The sequence below is a fragment of the Sphingobacterium sp. UBA1897 genome, from assembly GCF_002337775.1.
In the GTDB taxonomy this organism is placed as follows: Bacteria; Bacteroidota; Bacteroidia; order Sphingobacteriales; family Sphingobacteriaceae; genus Sphingobacterium; species Sphingobacterium siyangense.
In genome coordinates, this window is record NZ_DDGR01000040.1 from 203,073 (window position 1) to 219,832 (window position 16,760).

15 protein-coding genes are annotated in these 16,760 nt (G+C 34.6%); 8 read left to right on the forward strand and 7 right to left on the reverse strand.

The window, feature by feature from the left end:
* Positions 1-35 precede the first annotated feature (35 nt).
* Together B4N43_RS25095 and B4N43_RS25100 are read left to right on the forward strand one after the other, a co-directional pair.
* Positions 36-923 carry a sugar phosphate isomerase/epimerase family protein gene (locus B4N43_RS25095; RefSeq protein WP_286736911.1) on the forward strand — a complete coding sequence of 296 codons (888 nt, stop codon included), beginning with the start codon at positions 36-38 and terminating at the stop codon, positions 921-923.
* 117 nt (positions 924-1,040) lie between these two features.
* Positions 1,041-1,859 carry a universal stress protein gene (locus B4N43_RS25100; RefSeq protein ID WP_145328298.1) on the forward strand — a complete coding sequence of 273 codons (819 nt, stop codon included), beginning with the start codon at positions 1,041-1,043 and terminating at the stop codon, positions 1,857-1,859.
* A gap of 61 nt (positions 1,860-1,920) precedes the next feature.
* Here the strand turns inward: B4N43_RS25100 and B4N43_RS25105 are convergent, their stop codons facing one another.
* Together B4N43_RS25105 and B4N43_RS25110 are read right to left on the reverse strand one after the other, a co-directional pair.
* A complete protein-coding gene (locus tag B4N43_RS25105; RefSeq protein WP_286736914.1) occupies positions 1,921-2,364 on the reverse strand; it encodes a hypothetical protein in 444 nt (147 codons plus the stop codon).
* An 81-nt stretch (positions 2,365-2,445) separates the two neighbouring features.
* Entirely contained in the window at positions 2,446-2,949 is a 504-nt protein-coding gene (locus B4N43_RS25110; protein ID WP_286736916.1) for a GNAT family N-acetyltransferase, read from the reverse strand.
* Between the two features lie 553 nt (positions 2,950-3,502).
* Between B4N43_RS25110 and B4N43_RS25115 the strand changes: the two genes are divergently transcribed.
* Positions 3,503-4,696 (forward strand): DUF5009 domain-containing protein, encoded by a 1,194-nt coding sequence (locus B4N43_RS25115; RefSeq protein ID WP_286736918.1) that lies wholly within the window; start codon positions 3,503-3,505, stop codon positions 4,694-4,696.
* A gap of 86 nt (positions 4,697-4,782) precedes the next feature.
* Positions 4,783-5,814 (forward strand): glycoside hydrolase family 18 protein, encoded by a 1,032-nt coding sequence (locus B4N43_RS25120; RefSeq protein WP_286736921.1) that lies wholly within the window; start codon positions 4,783-4,785, stop codon positions 5,812-5,814.
* 545 nt (positions 5,815-6,359) lie between these two features.
* On the opposite strand, the gene B4N43_RS25125 is transcribed toward B4N43_RS25120, so the two are convergent.
* The 4 genes from B4N43_RS25125 to B4N43_RS25140 all read right to left on the reverse strand — a co-directional run bounded on the left by B4N43_RS25125 (position 6,360) and on the right by B4N43_RS25140 (position 12,090).
* Entirely contained in the window at positions 6,360-7,352 is a 993-nt protein-coding gene (locus B4N43_RS25125; RefSeq protein WP_286736923.1) for an RNA-binding domain-containing protein, read from the reverse strand.
* Positions 7,353-7,354: 2 nt separating this feature from the next.
* Positions 7,355-9,199 carry a GNAT family N-acetyltransferase gene (locus B4N43_RS25130; RefSeq protein ID WP_286736925.1) on the reverse strand — a complete coding sequence of 615 codons (1,845 nt, stop codon included), beginning with the start codon at positions 9,197-9,199 and terminating at the stop codon, positions 7,355-7,357.
* 97 nt (positions 9,200-9,296) lie between these two features.
* Entirely contained in the window at positions 9,297-10,274 is a 978-nt protein-coding gene (locus tag B4N43_RS25135; protein WP_286736926.1) for a hypothetical protein, read from the reverse strand.
* A 79-nt stretch (positions 10,275-10,353) separates the two neighbouring features.
* Positions 10,354-12,090, reverse strand: a complete 1,737-nt coding sequence (locus B4N43_RS25140; RefSeq protein ID WP_286736927.1) for a hypothetical protein — start codon at positions 12,088-12,090, stop codon at positions 10,354-10,356.
* A 345-nt stretch (positions 12,091-12,435) separates the two neighbouring features.
* Here B4N43_RS25140 and B4N43_RS25145 point away from each other — a divergent pair, with 345 nt between their 5' ends.
* The gene (locus tag B4N43_RS25145) at positions 12,436-12,651 is read left to right on the forward strand and encodes a DUF4377 domain-containing protein (protein WP_286737019.1); all 216 of its coding nucleotides are present in this window, start codon (positions 12,436-12,438) and stop codon (positions 12,649-12,651) included.
* A gap of 15 nt (positions 12,652-12,666) precedes the next feature.
* Here the strand turns inward: B4N43_RS25145 and B4N43_RS25150 are convergent, their stop codons facing one another.
* Positions 12,667-12,927: a hypothetical protein gene (locus tag B4N43_RS25150; RefSeq protein WP_286736929.1), complete on the reverse strand. Its 261-nt coding sequence runs from the start codon at positions 12,925-12,927 to the stop codon at positions 12,667-12,669.
* Positions 12,928-13,325: 398 nt separating this feature from the next.
* On the opposite strand from B4N43_RS25150, the gene B4N43_RS25155 reads away from it, so the two are divergent.
* From B4N43_RS25155 to B4N43_RS25165, 3 genes are read left to right on the forward strand one after another with little or no spacing between them, the layout of a single operon-like run.
* Complete coding sequence (locus B4N43_RS25155; protein ID WP_286736930.1) at positions 13,326-14,513, forward strand: thiol-activated cytolysin family protein; 1,188 nt, start codon at positions 13,326-13,328, stop codon at positions 14,511-14,513.
* Between the two features lie 21 nt (positions 14,514-14,534).
* Positions 14,535-15,689 (forward strand): thiol-activated cytolysin family protein, encoded by a 1,155-nt coding sequence (locus tag B4N43_RS25160; RefSeq protein ID WP_286736932.1) that lies wholly within the window; start codon positions 14,535-14,537, stop codon positions 15,687-15,689.
* A gap of 9 nt (positions 15,690-15,698) precedes the next feature.
* On the forward strand, positions 15,699-16,682 hold the full coding sequence (locus B4N43_RS25165) for a hypothetical protein (protein WP_286736933.1): 984 nt from the start codon (positions 15,699-15,701) through the stop codon (positions 16,680-16,682).
* Positions 16,683-16,760 lie beyond the last annotated feature (78 nt).

Genomic DNA, 16,760 nt, shown 5'->3' on the forward strand with positions numbered 1-16,760 from the left:
TTGAACGAAGTCTATAATAAATAATTGAGCACTAAATGAAAAGAAGAACTCTTATCGGAACATTGGTAGCTGGATGTATGATGTTGGCTGTTAGTCCAACATTTGCACAACAGAAAGCTGCAAAAAAGGAAATTGGTCTACAGTTATATTCTGTACGTGAAGAAATCGGGAAAAACCCGAATTTCGACCAAATTCTACAAAAGATCTCAGCATTGGGTTATACAGGAGTGGAAGCCGCTGGATACAAGGATGGTAAATTATATAACTTGAGTCCACAAGAGTTTAAGGCAAAAGTAGAAAAAGCTGGAATGAAAGTAATTTCATCACACGCAACGAAGACTTTATCAGACAGGGAGCTTGCTTCTGGAGATTTTACGGAATCGCTAAAATGGTGGGACGAATGTATTGCTACTCATAAGGCAGCGGGAATGAAATACATTGTTACGCCTTGGATGGATGTGCCTAAAACACTTAAGGATCTGGAAACGCAATGTCGCTACCTTGATGCTGTGGGTGCGAAATGCCGTCAGCAAGGAATCGTATACGGATATCACAACCACTCGCATGAGTTTAGAAAAGTGGAAGATAAGGTGATGTACGATTATATGATAGAGCATACAAATCCTGAGAATGTATTTTTCGAGATGGATGTGTATTGGGCCGTAATGGGACAAGTTAGTCCTGTTGATTATTTCAATAAATATGCCGGCAGATTCAAGGCTTTACATATTAAGGATCATCGTGAAATTGGTCAAAGTGGTATGGTCGGTTTTGATGCAATTTTTAACAATTCAAAAGTTGCTGGCCTGCAATATATTTTTGTTGAGCTGGAAGAAACACGTAACGATATTTACACCGGTTTACAACAAAGTATTGATTATCTAAAAAAAGCTTCTTTTGTGAAGGCTAGCTACTTAAAATAGCCCGAAATCGGGAGAAAATTGACCCAGTTGAGACAATTCTCCGTTTGATAGATTTATTATTTTTCGTTAACTTGAATGTAATAAAAAGGGATTTTTTATTGAATTAAATTAGACCATATGAAACGGATTATTGTTGCCACAGACTACGCTGAAGAGGCCGAACATGCCTTAAAGTTTATTATGGAAGTTTTCGCAGGAAAAGAATACGAGCTCGTTTTATTTTCTCTTCAAAATCCTTCCATCCATGCGATGAACGCTCGACTTTCTCCCGATTCTATGTTCAAGATTTTTGAACATCAAAGTAAGGTTTTACGACGTAAAGCCGAGGCTATTACTGCCGAAAGTGGTGTTTTGACTATTCCATATCTGGCAGCAGGCTTGTTTTATGACCAGATTACCAAGTGCATCCATGAGACGAATGCCGATTTGTTGGTGATGGGAATGGCCAAACGTTCCTTTGATCAAGATATGCTTGGCAATACGACCACGGCAGCCATTAGTAAGTTAAAAATACCAATCCTTTCAGTTCCGCTCGGCGCAAAATTTACGGGGCTGGAGCATATTCTTTTTGCCTGTGATATTGTTCGTGGTGTGCAAAAGGAAATTCTTGAAAAAGTAAAGGATTTTGCAGCTGAATTTGATGCGGTATTAGAGGTTCTCAACATTCGTAAGACAGTGGAGCAGCTAAATGAGGAAAAAGGAAAAGAAACACGAGAAACCATTAACAATGTGATGGGAATCGTAAGTTATTACTACAAAAATGTAACGTCCAATGAGGTCGTAAAAGCTATCCGGGACGAGGTAAAAGAAAGCAGTACGGATCTGTTGGTTATGATCCCCTATAGGTACGGTTTTTGGAGTTCATTGACCCATCGAAGTAAGACGCGTATGATGGCCTCGGGGCTGGATGTTCCTTTGCTGACAATCTCGATCTAATTCTTTTTAACTATAAAAGCCCAGGTGAGCTGAGATCAACTGGGCTTTATCTTGATTGTACTTATTGAAATAGAGGGAGTATCTTATCCCAAATTTGCTGGTAGGCTTTATTGTTCCGGACGATTCCCTTATCTTCATCATAATAATTAGGTGCGTCAAAACTCCCGCCTTTACGCCTTTCTATTGAAAATATATTTAGAACTATTTTTGATCTTTTAGCTTGTAAAGGGCTGATCAGGAAGTTGAAAATTAATTTTTCTCCTTCTTTATTGCTTAGGAGATTATTGTTTTCAAGATATGTACTGGTTTGAATAAATCCCGAAGGCCGATCGAGCTGTACAATAAAATAACCACCATCCTGAAGCACTTGTATTATCTTGCTGTATGCCGAATCACTTGCGATCGGGATAGTTTTAGTACGGTCTGGATTTTGTGCCAACAGGGGGCTGGAAAAAATAAATACATAAGCAATCAACATCAAGGAGAATTGGATTAAATGTTTCATATTACCGAATTATAGATCTTATCAAGTTAATACTTTAATTTAACAATTTTATTTTTGGCGACAGCTTAGGTAGTCATGCTATTATTTAATTCGTATACCTAATATTTTTAGACTACGTTCTTCCTGATCTAAGGTTGCTATATTGGGTAAGTTAGCCCATTCCTTGAAACCCATTTTTTCAAATAATGCAATGCTTGGAAGATTGTGTGCAAAGATAAATCCCAATAAGGTATGTACGCCTAAATCTGGAGCTTTATCAATGCAGTACTGAAGAATCTGTTTACCCAGGCCTCGACCTCGCTGCTGTTCGTCCAAATAGATACTGATTTCTACTGTTGCATCATAAGCTGGACGACCATAGAAAGATTGAAAACTTACCCAACCAAGTATCTGGTTATTTTCATCTTCTATCAGCCACAGAGGTCTTTTCGACGCGTTATGTTCGTCAAACCATTTTTGTCTACTGGTAACGGATACCGGGGCAGTGTCTGCAGTAACCATGCGGGAGGCTATTGTAGAGTTGTATATTTCTACTATGCGTGGTAAATCATGTTGTGCTGCGTCGCGAAATTTTAATTGATTCATGGTTTGTACTGTTTAATTGTTGTTTGGACGACTCTGATATGCTGTCCGAAGATAGCTTGTGTTGCGAATAGCAAGCAGATAAAAAGAATGAATTTCATGGCGATCGGCTATGTATTAAATCTGTTTTTGTCAAACTTAGATAAATTGCTTTTTATATGCAATACAATTACCCTTCATAAAGGTAACAATTCATACATGTGAGACATTTCTTGTTGTGCTTCTGGCTGGTTTATATCGATCACAGGGGTAAATTACACGATTTCTGTGTTTTATGAGTAAAATTTACACTAATTTGAACAAATATTTCACTATATAGTGTTATTTTTTTCTCATCTTAGATCATTCAACGAAGAGACATCAGCGTTATTGATGATAGATCTTAGCGAAATAGCTTGTCTTTTCGTTTAGTTATACAGGAACTTTTCTAAGCAGGAATTTTTCACCGAGTTCCGGTCGCCATAAAATCACTAAAAAATTAGCTAAGAAGGATCTAGGGAAGAGATTGGCTAGCAGCTATGCTGTTAGCTACTTTTTTGAATACAACGAATCAATTATGAACGCATTGCAAGCTGTACCTAAAATCCGAATCCGTTCAATGGATGTTATGCGTGGTTTCACGCTGTTCTTGATGCTATTTGTCAATGACTTGTTTATTCCAGGTGTACCTAAATGGCTGGTTCATTCGGAAGCAGAAGAGGACGGAATGGGTTTGGCGGATTGGGTATTTCCGGGATTTCTTTTTATGGTTGGAATGGCAGTGCCTTATGCTGTTGCGGCCAGGGAAAAGATAGGTTCATCGACAGCGGTCATTTTTGTTCATATGCTGATCAGAACATTAAGTTTATTGCTTATTGGTGTATTAATACTGAATGGTTCGCGAGTTGATGCACAGCTGACGGGGATGTCACATTTGTTGTGGTTGGGACTGCTGTATGTATTCGTTTTTCTGATTTGGAATCATTATCCGAAAGACATGCAATATCAGTCCATTTATAAGGGGCTGCGTGCAGTTGGTATTATGGGGATTATTTATCTCCTGTATATTTTCAAAGCGTCGGATGGAAAAGACCTGGAAGTAGGGTGGTGGGGGATTTTAGGGCTGATTGGATGGGGATATTTTGCCGCGGCTTCTATTTTCTTAATGAGCAGGGGAAGTATAATTGTGGTTGTATGTGGTTGGTTGCTGTTTTTGGTACTCAATATGCTGAGCCAAATGGGATTTAAAGTTGAATTCCCTGATGCCGGAAGATATTTACATGTTCTTCTAGCTGGCAATATACCCTGTATTGTGCTGTCTGGAACAATCATAGGGATGCTTATGAAACGTTATGCGGCAAATCCAAGGGTATTGTTGCGTTTTTTGCTGGTTATTGGTTTGATTTGGCTAGTTGCAGGTTTTGTATTGCGTTTTGGGTTTATTTTATCCAAAATCCATGGTACGCCAAGTTGGGCATTGGTTTGTTGCGGGATTAGTGTATTGCTTTTGATACCACTTTATTATTTCATTGATGTGAAAGGCTACTATGGCGGGATAAGATTGTTTGAGGAGGCCGGAAAGAACTCATTAACGACCTATCTTGCTCCTGATCTGATTTACTTTGTCTGTTGGGGTTTTCATCTTCCACTGTTCTTTTATAAGCAATCTGATTATATGAGCTTAGCTATTGCCGGTTCATTGTTTTGGGCTTTAGCCATGTTGTGGTATGCAATCTTGCTAAAGAAGCTACATATTTATCTGAAACTTTAGTTAGCGAGTAAGCATCAAATGTGAATGCTTTACGGATTATATTTTAGGACGATCAATATCATCTAGAAACAAAATAAAAAGCTATTATGGAATGTAAATTGAAATCAATATTTAGTCAGACCTTCACTGTTCTGTTATTGACTTTATTGTTGTATCCTAGTGTAAGTTGTGCACGAGCGAAAAACAAAAAAGTTGTTATCGCCTATGTCACTTCCTGGTCTAAAGTGATGCCTGATCCGACTTATCTGACGCATATCAATTATGCTTTTGCACATGTCAGCGACAGCTTTGACGGCCTACGTATAGATAATGAATCCAGATTGAAGGCTATTACGGATCTTAAGAAAACACATCCACATCTCAAGGTATTGCTGTCCGTTGGCGGCTGGGGAAGCGGTCGGTTTAGCGAAATGGCTGCTAATGAATCTAATCGGCAAAAGTTTGCCAAAGACTGCTGGCGTGTGATGAAGGAGTTTAATCTTGATGGTATTGATATCGACTGGGAATATCCAACGAATTCTTCTGCAGGGATCTCGTCTTCTTTAGCGGATACGGAGAATTTCACCTTGCTCATGCACGATATCCGCAAGGCTATTGGTAAGAAGAAACTGTTGACTTTGGCTTCTGTTGCGAACGGTAAGTATATTGCTTTTGACAAGATTAAGAATGATGTGGATTTTGTGAATATCATGACTTATGATTCGGGCCATCCGCCTTATCATCACGCGAGTTTGCACCGTTCACCTTTATCTGGACATACAACTTGTGTGGAGGCCGTTAAGGCCCACATCGAGGGCGGTATGCCTGTTGAAAAATTGGTGCTGGGAATTCCATTCTATGGTCGGGGCAATAAAACTGAAGTCAAGGGTTTTATCGATTATAAAGATCTGCTTTCACTTCAGGGCTTTGAGCAGAAATGGGACGATGAGGCTAAAGCGCATTATCTTGTCAACGATAAAGGGGATTTTGTACTGACTTATGAAACACCAGAATCGATAGCACTTAAATGCGATTATGTACACACGACAGGACTACTCGGTGCGATGTACTGGGAATACGCGGGAGATACAGCAGGAGGTGTCTTACGGGATGCCGTCTACAAAGGTATTCTAGAATAAACAAAAAAGCCTAACGTGAGTTAGGCTTTTTTGTTTGTGGAGGTCACGAGAGTTCAATAGAACCTTTAGTGCCTTTATTACAGTTTATTAAGAAGATTAAAACAGGCAAATAGGATTACACTATGTAATTCTATTTGCCTGTTTTTTTTATAAAAATTTTAATGTTATGAGAAGTGTAATTTTGTTTTTTGTTATCAATATAATTTTGGTCATCGGATTCTTTGCCGCCCTAAGTATGAAGACTCCTTGGGTTGGATTCACTATTGCGTTTGGAATATGGTTGATATACCTGTGGAAATCTACAAATTCAAGAAATTAGATTTGTTTATTCATTTATAATTGGAATATAAATATCGAAGAAGTTTCATTTACACCAATGGGCTCACTATGCAATGTTATTTGTAATTTAACTCGTATTCTGTATTTTTTATCCAAGTTTGATATAATTGGTTTATTTGGTCAATAAATACTGGGTCAATTACTGATTGGTTTCCAGTTTGTTTCATACTTTTTAAAGCTTGAGATGCCAAAAAAGAAGGTTTTATTTATTTTATAATGGAGGAGTGCTTTAAGATGTATTGATCAAACTCTCTTTTATTAGCTTCATCTTTAAATAAAAGAAATGGTGCTCCAGATCCACGTGAATGAAACGTATAATTTCCTTCTGTAAGGAAATATAAAAATTTTCCATTTATGGAGCTTTTATCATAATAAAAATACCAAAAATCTTCGTCATTAATCCGTAAATAAGCAGTTTGAGGTACTGGCAAAATAATTCTCATCTCATCGCAAAACATGTATTCTAATTCAAACAATTCAGTCTGTTGGAATTTAAACTTTGCTGTCCCTAAATATGATTTTTCATTAGGAAAGAAGTAACTATATACTTCCCAAAATATTTCCACCTCACTCAAATCAATAGTGTATTCAGGAAAAGTATTATGAAAGATTAATCTGCTATTACCAATGTTTTTTGTCCACTGATTTGGATCTAACAAATATCGCTGCATCTTTAAAACAGGAGTAAGATCTAAACCAAATCTTTGATACCACATTTTTTCAATTTGATTTATGTCGGCAGATTTATCTATCGGCGTATTTGTATCCTGGGTTCTCGAATAAATATGATTCGCTCTGACTTCCTTGTCTTTATCTCGGTATGAGGTAGTAATATAATAGGGCTTTAAAGGTAAATTTTGTATTACTAAAACGTCAATTTCTGAACCATTTAGATTTAAAGTTTTTAATTCCAATACCGGTCTATTATCTCCCGCAAATTTTATAGATCTTAGAAAGTCTATATAAGAAACTTGATTTTTACGGTTAGCTTGATTTTTTTCCAACCCAATTAATTGACACCCGCTTGAAGGATCTGTTATTCCAATAATCAAATATCTTTCTCCCTCATAGAGACAATTTGAAAGGCATAATATATCATGCAAAAGTGCAGCGTTATTTTCATAAGGCTTCTCTTTAAAGTCCCAATATTCACCTTCACTTTTTGAATTTATAAGATCTATAATTTTATTCAATAACATGTCTAATCTTGAATTTTAAAAGTTTTATTTTCGAAATTTCTTAAATACAAATTTAGATCGTTACCGCTGATACCACTCTTCCATGGTTTACCTTTTCTTACGAAACCATGTTTTTCTAAGAGATGAATCATCGCATTATTTTCACGCATTTCAGTGGAAGCCATTAAATTTCCTTTTCCATATTTGTTTAATAATTCTTCTAATATTTGAGAGCTGTAGCCCTTACCCTGAAATTCAGGATCTGTAAAAAAATAACCTATTTCCCATTCATACTTATCAGCCTCCTCTAATAAATTAGCTTTTTTTTCTGTGAAATCTGATTTTGTTTTAGGTTTGATTGCACCAATAGAAATTGGAGTGTTCCAATCATATCCTATTGCTATCAATTTACAATTTCTGATTCGATCCAATGAAGGGTTTTTGACCTTATTTTGGGTCAATAAAAGATCTAAGAATGATTCGATTTCGGTTTCTTTAAATTTGCTGGGTGGACCAATTTTAAATTTTCTAGGATTTGCCCACGGTACGATTTCACCTTCTCCTTCCCAAATCTTCCCATCTGTTCTGTTTTTATATCTTCCTTTATATTTTAAAATATATAATAGCGCTAATTCAACATACCATATTCCTAATTGAAGTGCTTGGAATTTGGCTTTGCCCGAAATTTTTTGTAATTCATTACGTTTTGTTTCCTGACCGTGGACCAACGCATTTCTAATTTTAACAAATATTTCTGGACCATCGCTTTCTTTTGCAACACTAATAAGATCTTCGAAACTGTCTGGAATGCTCTTACTAATTTTCAGTTGAAAAATTAGTAACCGTATTTTATTAGCAGCAGATACTCCTTCGGCCTCATTCCCTATAATGATCTTTTCGTTTTCAACTATTAACCAATTGTATATTAATTCAAGCGCAGTTTGAATTAATATTATCGAACCTTCGACCTTTCCTGCATTTGAATTGGCTTCTACATACCAATGAACAGCAGTTAATAAAAAATCTCTATTGTTTTCATTTTTCCAAAGCCTACTATATTCTTTCCATAGTTTATTAAAATCAATATTTTCTGAAATATTCGACCAACTATGCACAAATTTGTACGGATCTGAATTGTAAAATGAATAATCCGTAAAAATTTCCCTACCATCGTGAATTCCTCTATAAAATAATGGAGAAGCCCTTAATCCATTAATGAAATATAAGAAATTTTGTAGTTGTTGATGCCACTCGTGAATTTCTTTTAGCCGAATTGGTTGTCCATTAATTTTAGAAACTTTTCCAACATAAGTGAGCAGATATCCACCATTGTTTTGTAGTTTTTTCTTTCTGTCAGTAAAATCTGAGAATTTATCCAAAATAATTCGAAAGTATCTATCAATTAACTCGATCCTATTACTAGAAATCTTCTGTCTATTTTCAGAATGCCTAACACGATCACCAATGTAACCTCTCAAATTAGGAATACAAAATATAATTTCTTGTACTGCGATAGAAGAGTCCCCTTCAATAAAACGGTTAACATAACCACGACATTGTCCCCTTTCACCTAGTGAAACTTCTGAAAGATTTACAACTCCTATATTCTCATTGTTAATTTTGAGTATTAAGTTTTTCATTTCAAAAAACATTAATTCCCCACCGGAAAATGTTCCATTGAATTTGACACAAGGGTTTGGAAACCAAGTGAATTCTATACTCCCATTTACCAAACTTTCTTCAATACCATTGGTAATTACGAATTCTCCGTGGTAAATTGGTAATGTTTCATTTGGCTGTTCCATGTTAATATAGGTGTCCAATTGAATGGGAATTTCATTTAAAACATTCTGTAAAGAATTTTCCATGTTATAATAGATTAAGAACGATAATATGCTTGCTTTATAAGGCTAAAAGTAATAAAAATTTTGGCTTACTAATTTTTGTATTCACCCTGTATATTAATTAACATTCAGGTTCATAGTGTTCTTCGTCTCTAATAGTATTATGTCCTTGAATTTGAAAATATCCTTCTTCCGTAGGAATACTGACATCACAACATGGGGCCGCTCTATATGATTTTTCTGAACCTTTAAAACGATACATTCCAACTTTCTCACAATAGATTAAATTCTTTGCGACCTCTGGTATGAGTACAATATTCAATCCTTTTCTTTCACTCATAGCACTTGGATATATGAGCCCCATAACCTTATAATTTGGGTTATTTTTATAATACTCTCTCAGGGATAAAAATAGAGCTATGAGTATGAAGTAATTGTTATTATTTTCTGCTCGCTTACTGCTTAATTCTGAAAAGTACTGATAAAACTCCAAAATAAAATCACTTGTAAAATGATTATAATTTGTTTTGATTAGGTCTACATAATCATCTATCTGGATTTTGATACCAAAATTTGTTTTTAAATGCTCTCCGTCCATGCAAAAATTAACAACATAAAATGGCTGTTTAATTTCCCATTTACCGATTGTAAAATCCTTAATTGAAATAGCAGGCAGCTCAGTTAATCTTTTACAGGTTTCTAAGCAAGCGACAAGAGTAGATTCGATCAAGTTATCATTAACAGGAAGAGTAGCATAGAACATTGACTCTCCCTCTCGATTAAATCGCCCTTGTTTAATAAGATGAAAATTTTGATTGAATGAAATTTCAGAAATCTTAGTAAATGTCTCGTTCTTTTTAATATGTTGTCTAGACCGGAAAAGGGAAATACCAACATCTAATTTTGTCCCCATTACCGGGATATAGGAAAATAAATACAAAAAACAACTATAGGCTTTATGGAAGTTTTCATTATTGCCAACTTGCGTAGAAAGGAGTTTTAGCTCATTAAACTTTTCTTTCATTGTTTCTAAATTACTTTCTGTCTCCTTTTTGAGTTTTATATTAGCTTTTAATAAGCCTGTATTATGTGCTTTCATAGTGTATTGAATCATTAAATTATTCGCTAAAAATTCTTTTTTCAGGGAATCTTGTTAACAATGATAAATCATGATTAAATTATATTTTTCGATTTAATTCGTCTAATGAGATACCAGTAAGGTTTAATAAACTAGTCAAAATATTTTGTGTCTTTTCGATTGAAACAGGTTGGGGGGCAATTGCCGAATAATAATAATTATCAAATCCAATAAAGGCAGAATTTAAAGTAGCATTGTCTAGATTCTTGAAGAAACGATACTGAGTGTTAGATGTAAATGTTTGATAAGAATTTAAGTGTGTTTTTAAGTCATTTATGTCTTGATTAGTTAACACCATGTCCAAGATTGTTTCTAGATTAATTAGGGCAAACGGCATAATCGAAAACTTCTCACGGTATTTTTGCGGAATTATCTTTTTAAATTCGCCGTCTAAATATTGAGTGAGTCCTGTTAAACCGAAGTGATATTCATTAAATGTGATTATTGGATAGATTGTAATGTTACCAGTTTCTACTAAATTTTTTAACTCCTTATCAAAGTCAAATTTTAAATTATAGATTTTGGTAATTTGTTCTTTAATCTGTCCAATACCTTTTTTATCGATAAATCTGTCATCGAAATATTGAAGTATTTTATTGAAATCTAACTCATTGACAAGGCTTTCTGGAAAAAAGTATGCCTTGTATTCGAACAAAAAGATCTTTCTATCTTTTCGAACATAACCGTCAGGTATGCCTTCTGATTTATCATCAAAATGAATTTTATCAAAATCATTGCCTGCTAATAAGGTAATAATAGGGTTAAGACATTTAGCTTCTAATAAATCTCCTATTTCTTGGCTGTATTTATTGAAAGCTTTTTGTTGTAATAGTTTGTCATCAGGTTTTAAACTAGTGTGGTGAAATAATTCGAAATAAGTACTTCTAAATGTTTTTTTACGAGCGAAATAATAATCTAATATAATATAGCTATGTCTTTTTTGGTGAAAAAATAATGGAGACTTTTTGAGGTCTCTAAGTTCTAAAGTACCCTTAATTTCAGGCTTAATACACTGACTTTTTATATGCTTTACACTATTATTTTTTCTTACATTCAATAGTGTATATTTTCGAATATGTTCCTTAGGCCTATAGGATTCTGTTGCTTTATAGATACTATTGAAGCTTGCAAGCAAATGACCTGGACTTTTGAACCCAAACTTGTTTAGATATTCTTTTAGATATACTAATAAGTTATTTTTAGCATGTTCTAAAAGGCATGCCGATTTTACCATTTCAAAGACCATATTTCCTTTTTCCATTAATTCGAATTGACCTAGAATAGGTTTCCAGCACAACCAAAATATGTATAATGGATTACTTTTTTCTATTTCTGAAAAATCTATTTTTAATAAATCTGAGTCATTAACTTCATCAATAATCTTAAGATATGCTTTAAAAAAGAGGTATTCGTTTTCTTGACTAGACTTTCTCGATTGAACAGAGCGGTAATTGTTCAATTCTTTCAATATCATTGCTAAAAGATACCTTCTAAAAATTATACCTCCTTGAAATATTCCAGAAGCTGTTTCGTTGAAATAAAGGAAAGAATCATTTAATTGCTGCTTTTGATCAAATGTAAAGTTTTTAGAAATTAAGGATATTAAACGTTTTTGGATATCCGCTATTGGTTCGGGACAAGTTAATTCTCCGTTTAACATTGAACATAAAGTTATTATCGTTTCAGAATTGAGGTCTCTAACAAGTTCTTCATAACTTTCGTTGCTACCTTTAAAAATATCCTTATATCCCGGAATGGTAAATGTTTCTAGCGACATGATTTAATTAAAAAAAATATTACGATTATTTTTCAAAAAATGGTTCTAAGTGTTTTGAAGTTTTCCCTGACTTTTATCACTCTTAAAGCATTGGAAATACTCTTAGGGTTAAAGCTGGAAAGATTCCAATTGTTTACTCTGAATATAGTAATTTTAATTCGGTCTGAAATTGTATTTTTGATTTTAAAGTAGATCCATGAGAATAGCATTTTCCTTTTATTAATTTTCCTGTTTTCGTGCAGCAAAGAAAATTCTGACCAAACCTATATTACTCAGTTTGAGATCCAACCTGATGTTGAGTACGTCGCACCACATCCTCCAAGGAAACCAGACCAACCTAAGGATATACCAGCGCTAAAGGTGAGGGACAGTAATAAAGAAGAGTATCATTTAGGTTTAGACGAGATTAGTGGTTTTGTTTTCGAGGAAGGAAACCGTTACAACTTAAAAGTTCAGATAACTATTTTGACATCTCCGCCAATAGATGGAAATCCCAAAACCTACAAACTTATTGAAGTTATTTCTAAAGAACAGGTAACTAATGTGTCTTTTGATAAGTAAGATAAATTCTCCAATCTATAACCTATATCTTAAAGAAATCACTCTCCAAATCTCATAAGCGAAATCTTTATCTAAATCTGTATCTTCAAAACACCAACTTCCATTTTTTTTGATTATTTTTTGGACTATTCCATCCAATAAAATATCAATTTCTGATTCATCTTTTTTTATATCTCTTTTTAACAACTTTATTTGGTAGTCTAATGATTTATAAGTAATCCTAAAAATCTGTCCTTTGAAGGGGTCGAAAAGTTTTGAATCAATTGTATCTTCCATATAATAAACTAGTAATTCTAAATAAGTAAAAAATATCAAATTATCCTATTTTAAAAAATACCTTATATATACTTCTAAGCGTTTACTTCATCTTCTTTTTTTCATTGTACGAAATGAAAACTATATATCCCTTTATTTTTCATCGTGTCAATTGGCATGTTTGTATTGGTCGAAACTTCGTTCGTCGAGTTAATTTGGTAATTAATTAAATAAGGTTTAGAATTATCAATAATTAGGGAAAGAAGACCTTTTATAATTCGAAATGACAGTATTTTTTATTACTGCTTTTTATTCCCACTGGATATCATTAGGGGAAATATATTCGGTGATATTATAAAAGAAGAAGGGGAAAGTTTGGGTATGAATTGTCCAATTTTAAACTTTATATAATACCGATTATGAAAAAGAAACTAAATTGTATTGCTTTAATAGCAACATTTGTGGTTTTAATCACTTCCTGTTCCAAAGATCTCGTTCCGGGAGGGACCATTGAGCCTAACTCTGGACTTAAAGGTCTGAAAACTTACACTTTTAAACCTACAGAGATCAATCTTTCAAGTTTTGATACGGCAGGAATACAAGGCTTTTCAAAAAAAGGCAAACAAAATTCCCTTACATTCCTCAGAGACAGCATTTGGCCTAACAATGCAGGAAAAACTTCATTCTATGAAACCACCGATATTCCTGCTGTTCTTGAAGAGACAAGAAGAAAATTATATTTAGGTGCTATTCTAAAAGGGGAGACAGCAATTGATGTAGATAATGTGAATCCGGTTTTCATTCCAGTAACTTATAGAAACCCGATTACCATGTACGCCAATTTCCCTACTGACAGTATCTATAGGACTGTCATACCTTCGAAAATACAAGATCTTAGTTATCTACGTGCAGCTTTGAGTTCGGCAGCAGGAAACCAGATCCAATCGTTTACTTACGAACAAAGTCAGTTTAGAAAGACCGAGGAACTAAAAAAATCTTTTGGCGCAAATTTGAATCTTGCTAAAATTTTAACTGTTAATTATCTGGATACCCTTGAAAATTCAACTGCTACAACAATTGTAAGGGCTGAATTTACGCAAGAGAACTTTTCCATCGCTATCGAACCTCCAATTTATGAGCCTTTTCTCAAGAGCAATTTTGACTACTCTATATTCAATGGAATCAGACCTGTAATTGTCAGTTCGGTAACTTACGGAAGAAAGGGGATTTTTATCATGGAGTCAGACTCCTCTTACAACGCGGTCAAAAAAACACTTAATGTCGCGCTAACATTATCCGCAGAAATGTTAAATGTTTCGTCGACTGACAGTCTAGGTCCATCATTTTCGGCAGCATTGAACTTGCGACTAACTAATGAGCAGAAAACTATAATAAATAATTCGCGGATGAAGGTGTATATTATCGGAGCTGATGGAAAGAGTATCGTTAAGGCAATAACAACCGGTCTAACAGGTTTTGCAGAGGTTTTGGCGGCAAATGGTGGCTTTACAAAAGATAGTCCAGGGGATATTCTATATTACTCTTTAAATTATCTCGATGATTTTGCCACCTTTAGGAATCAGTTCAAGATTAATATTGCCAATTAGGTCAATTAAATTTTATTTGGTATGAGAGTCAAAATAATCATAGCCATTTTTTTCCTCCTTTCATTTATAGGATGTAAAAAGGAAGAAATTCAAAACCCATCGCCTGCTGAAAAAGGCGATGGGAAACTTCTCTCGGAATATTTTAGCAATCTTCGTATAGCCCCCTTGGATATCGTTGATCTTAGGAATAAAAATAAAGACATCAAAACAGTATTTGACCGTAAGAAAACTGCCGGAATGATACACCTTCGGGATAGTGTCTGGACAAATGGGGCAGGAACAAGCTCATTTTATGAATCTGATGAGATGGTCGTAACACCAGGGAATCTAAGTTATATTTATCCCGGCTCACTTTTAAAGGCGGCGTCAATAGCATCGGATCAATTTGAGACCTTTTCTGGTTATCAAACTGCACCAATCAGTGTCCAGTTATCATTTCCTTCCAGTTTATCAATAGGGACTCTCTCCGTACCGAGTCTATCAAATAGCCGGATATTTTTACGAAATGCACTTTTGGCACCCGATTTTTCAGGTAATACGATACTCAATTATTCAGACTATTTTGCCGCATTTTCAAAATATGAGGAAGTGAAATATGCTTTTGGCTATAATGTAAATCAGCATAAGCTATTTTCTTCGACCAATACAAATTTCGATTCATATTCAAGCGGAACCTACTATTCCACTAAATTCATGGCCAGTTATACAGTAGAGAATTTTACCTATACGATGTCCGATCCTACTGCTAATGAGCTGATTGATATGGCTTCTATTCCCGCCAATGCTTTTGATGGTATTTCTCCGGTATATATTAATTCCGTAACTTATGGTAGGTTTGGATTATTGGTACTTGAATCTAACAACAATAGTTCCGAAATGAGAAGTGCTTTTCAGAAGATGGTGAAGAAGATCCTTAAAAAGACCACTGAATCCTATACTCAGGAAGAAACAAATCTTTTTGCCAGTTGTCGTATAACTATCTATCTATTGGGAAGTACTATCGGAAATAATGTGATACAACTACTGATCAATCCAAGTCCTGATGGCGTATCTGATTTTATCGCACAGAACGTAGGTACATTTACTGCGAGTGATCCAGGAGTGCCGATTTATTATACCGCGAAATATCTAAAAGATAACTCGCCATTTAAAACGACGTTTAGAATTGACCATTAAATATATTTTATGATGATGAATACAACATTTAGACAAAAGAGTTTAGGGATTTTAAGTGTATGTTTACTAATGGCATGCTTCTTATTTTCATGTAAAAAAGATACTCCAGATGTTCCTGAGAAGAAAAATGAAAAATGGAGAACCGAAGCTAAAACAGATAGTACGGGGAACCAATATTATGTGGTAAATACGTTGGACAATACTTTAGAGATCAGAGTCGATAATAAAGATGGGAAGACCATTTTTTCAGAAGTTTGCCCGACTATTGAAGCAAGTGAGATTCCTGAAAGTTCAAGTAAGCTTTTTATCTATCTTGTTGCGCCTAGTAAATATATAAATGTCAATCAAGCTACACTTTCATTAAGGATTGTGCTCGATAACCTAGATATACAAGAAAAACATATTCAGCTTCTGGCAAATATAGATCTTGATAGTAAGAAATTTTATACCAAAAAGTATAAAGTTGAAGAAGCCCTAGACTGGACTTATAAAGTTCTGGACAATCAATTAGTTCAGTGGTATGAAAATAGCTTATTGGTAAGAGAAGGTACCGAAAAAGACCTTAACAGAGGTGGAGGGAACATGGGACTCGGACAGCGGGGAACTCAATTGGTATGTTACGAGCGGGATTTTTCAGTTCGCTATACCAAGGATATAGATGCTACCGATGCCTATTATCCTTCTGGGGGTTTATGGAAAATCCCGATTAACAACTATGAATATATGTTGTTCCTACCCGAAGGAGTTGTGGCAAGAGTACAGATAGTCACTAGCGTTGAAGACAAATGGGAGGGAAAACAGCCCTTAATTTGGAAGGACAATCTAAAAGAGACAAATAACATTCCGGCAGATTACTCCGTAAAAATTACCGATTATAATATTCAGAATAATGTGGTAAGTGCCAGTTATAGTATCTATGATGAAAAAGGGCAGTTAAAAGAAAAGAGAACCCGGAAATGGGCAATAGGTAATGGAATGCCTCTCGGTAGTTAATCTCTAAATAAATAGAATTTAAGCTTTGTAATAAAGATCTAAATTAATCAATAACACTTTTTTTAACCAATAAGCATC

Bases quoted from the DNA above. Each gene is read 5' to 3' on its own strand.
- B4N43_RS25120 (WP_286736921.1), top strand. From the start codon at position 4,783: ATGGAATGTAAATTGAAATCAATATTTAGTCAGACCTTCACTGTTCTG.
- B4N43_RS25140 (WP_286736927.1), bottom strand. From the start codon at position 12,090: ATGTCGCTAGAAACATTTACCATTCCGGGATATAAGGATATTTTTAAA.
- B4N43_RS25100 (WP_145328298.1), top strand. From the start codon at position 1,041: ATGAAACGGATTATTGTTGCCACAGACTACGCTGAAGAGGCCGAACAT.
- B4N43_RS25125 (WP_286736923.1), bottom strand. From the start codon at position 7,352: ATGTTATTGAATAAAATTATAGATCTTATAAATTCAAAAAGTGAAGGT.
- B4N43_RS25150 (WP_286736929.1), bottom strand. From the start codon at position 12,927: ATGGAAGATACAATTGATTCAAAACTTTTCGACCCCTTCAAAGGACAG.
- B4N43_RS25105 (WP_286736914.1), bottom strand. From the start codon at position 2,364: ATGAAACATTTAATCCAATTCTCCTTGATGTTGATTGCTTATGTATTT.
- B4N43_RS25135 (WP_286736926.1), bottom strand. From the start codon at position 10,274: ATGAAAGCACATAATACAGGCTTATTAAAAGCTAATATAAAACTCAAA.
- B4N43_RS25155 (WP_286736930.1), top strand. From the start codon at position 13,326: ATGAAAAAGAAACTAAATTGTATTGCTTTAATAGCAACATTTGTGGTT.
- B4N43_RS25165 (WP_286736933.1), top strand. From the start codon at position 15,699: ATGATGATGAATACAACATTTAGACAAAAGAGTTTAGGGATTTTAAGT.
- B4N43_RS25115 (WP_286736918.1), top strand. From the start codon at position 3,503: ATGAACGCATTGCAAGCTGTACCTAAAATCCGAATCCGTTCAATGGAT.
- B4N43_RS25110 (WP_286736916.1), bottom strand. From the start codon at position 2,949: ATGAATCAATTAAAATTTCGCGACGCAGCACAACATGATTTACCACGC.
- B4N43_RS25160 (WP_286736932.1), top strand. From the start codon at position 14,535: ATGAGAGTCAAAATAATCATAGCCATTTTTTTCCTCCTTTCATTTATA.
- B4N43_RS25095 (WP_286736911.1), top strand. From the start codon at position 36: ATGAAAAGAAGAACTCTTATCGGAACATTGGTAGCTGGATGTATGATG.
- B4N43_RS25130 (WP_286736925.1), bottom strand. From the start codon at position 9,199: ATGGAAAATTCTTTACAGAATGTTTTAAATGAAATTCCCATTCAATTG.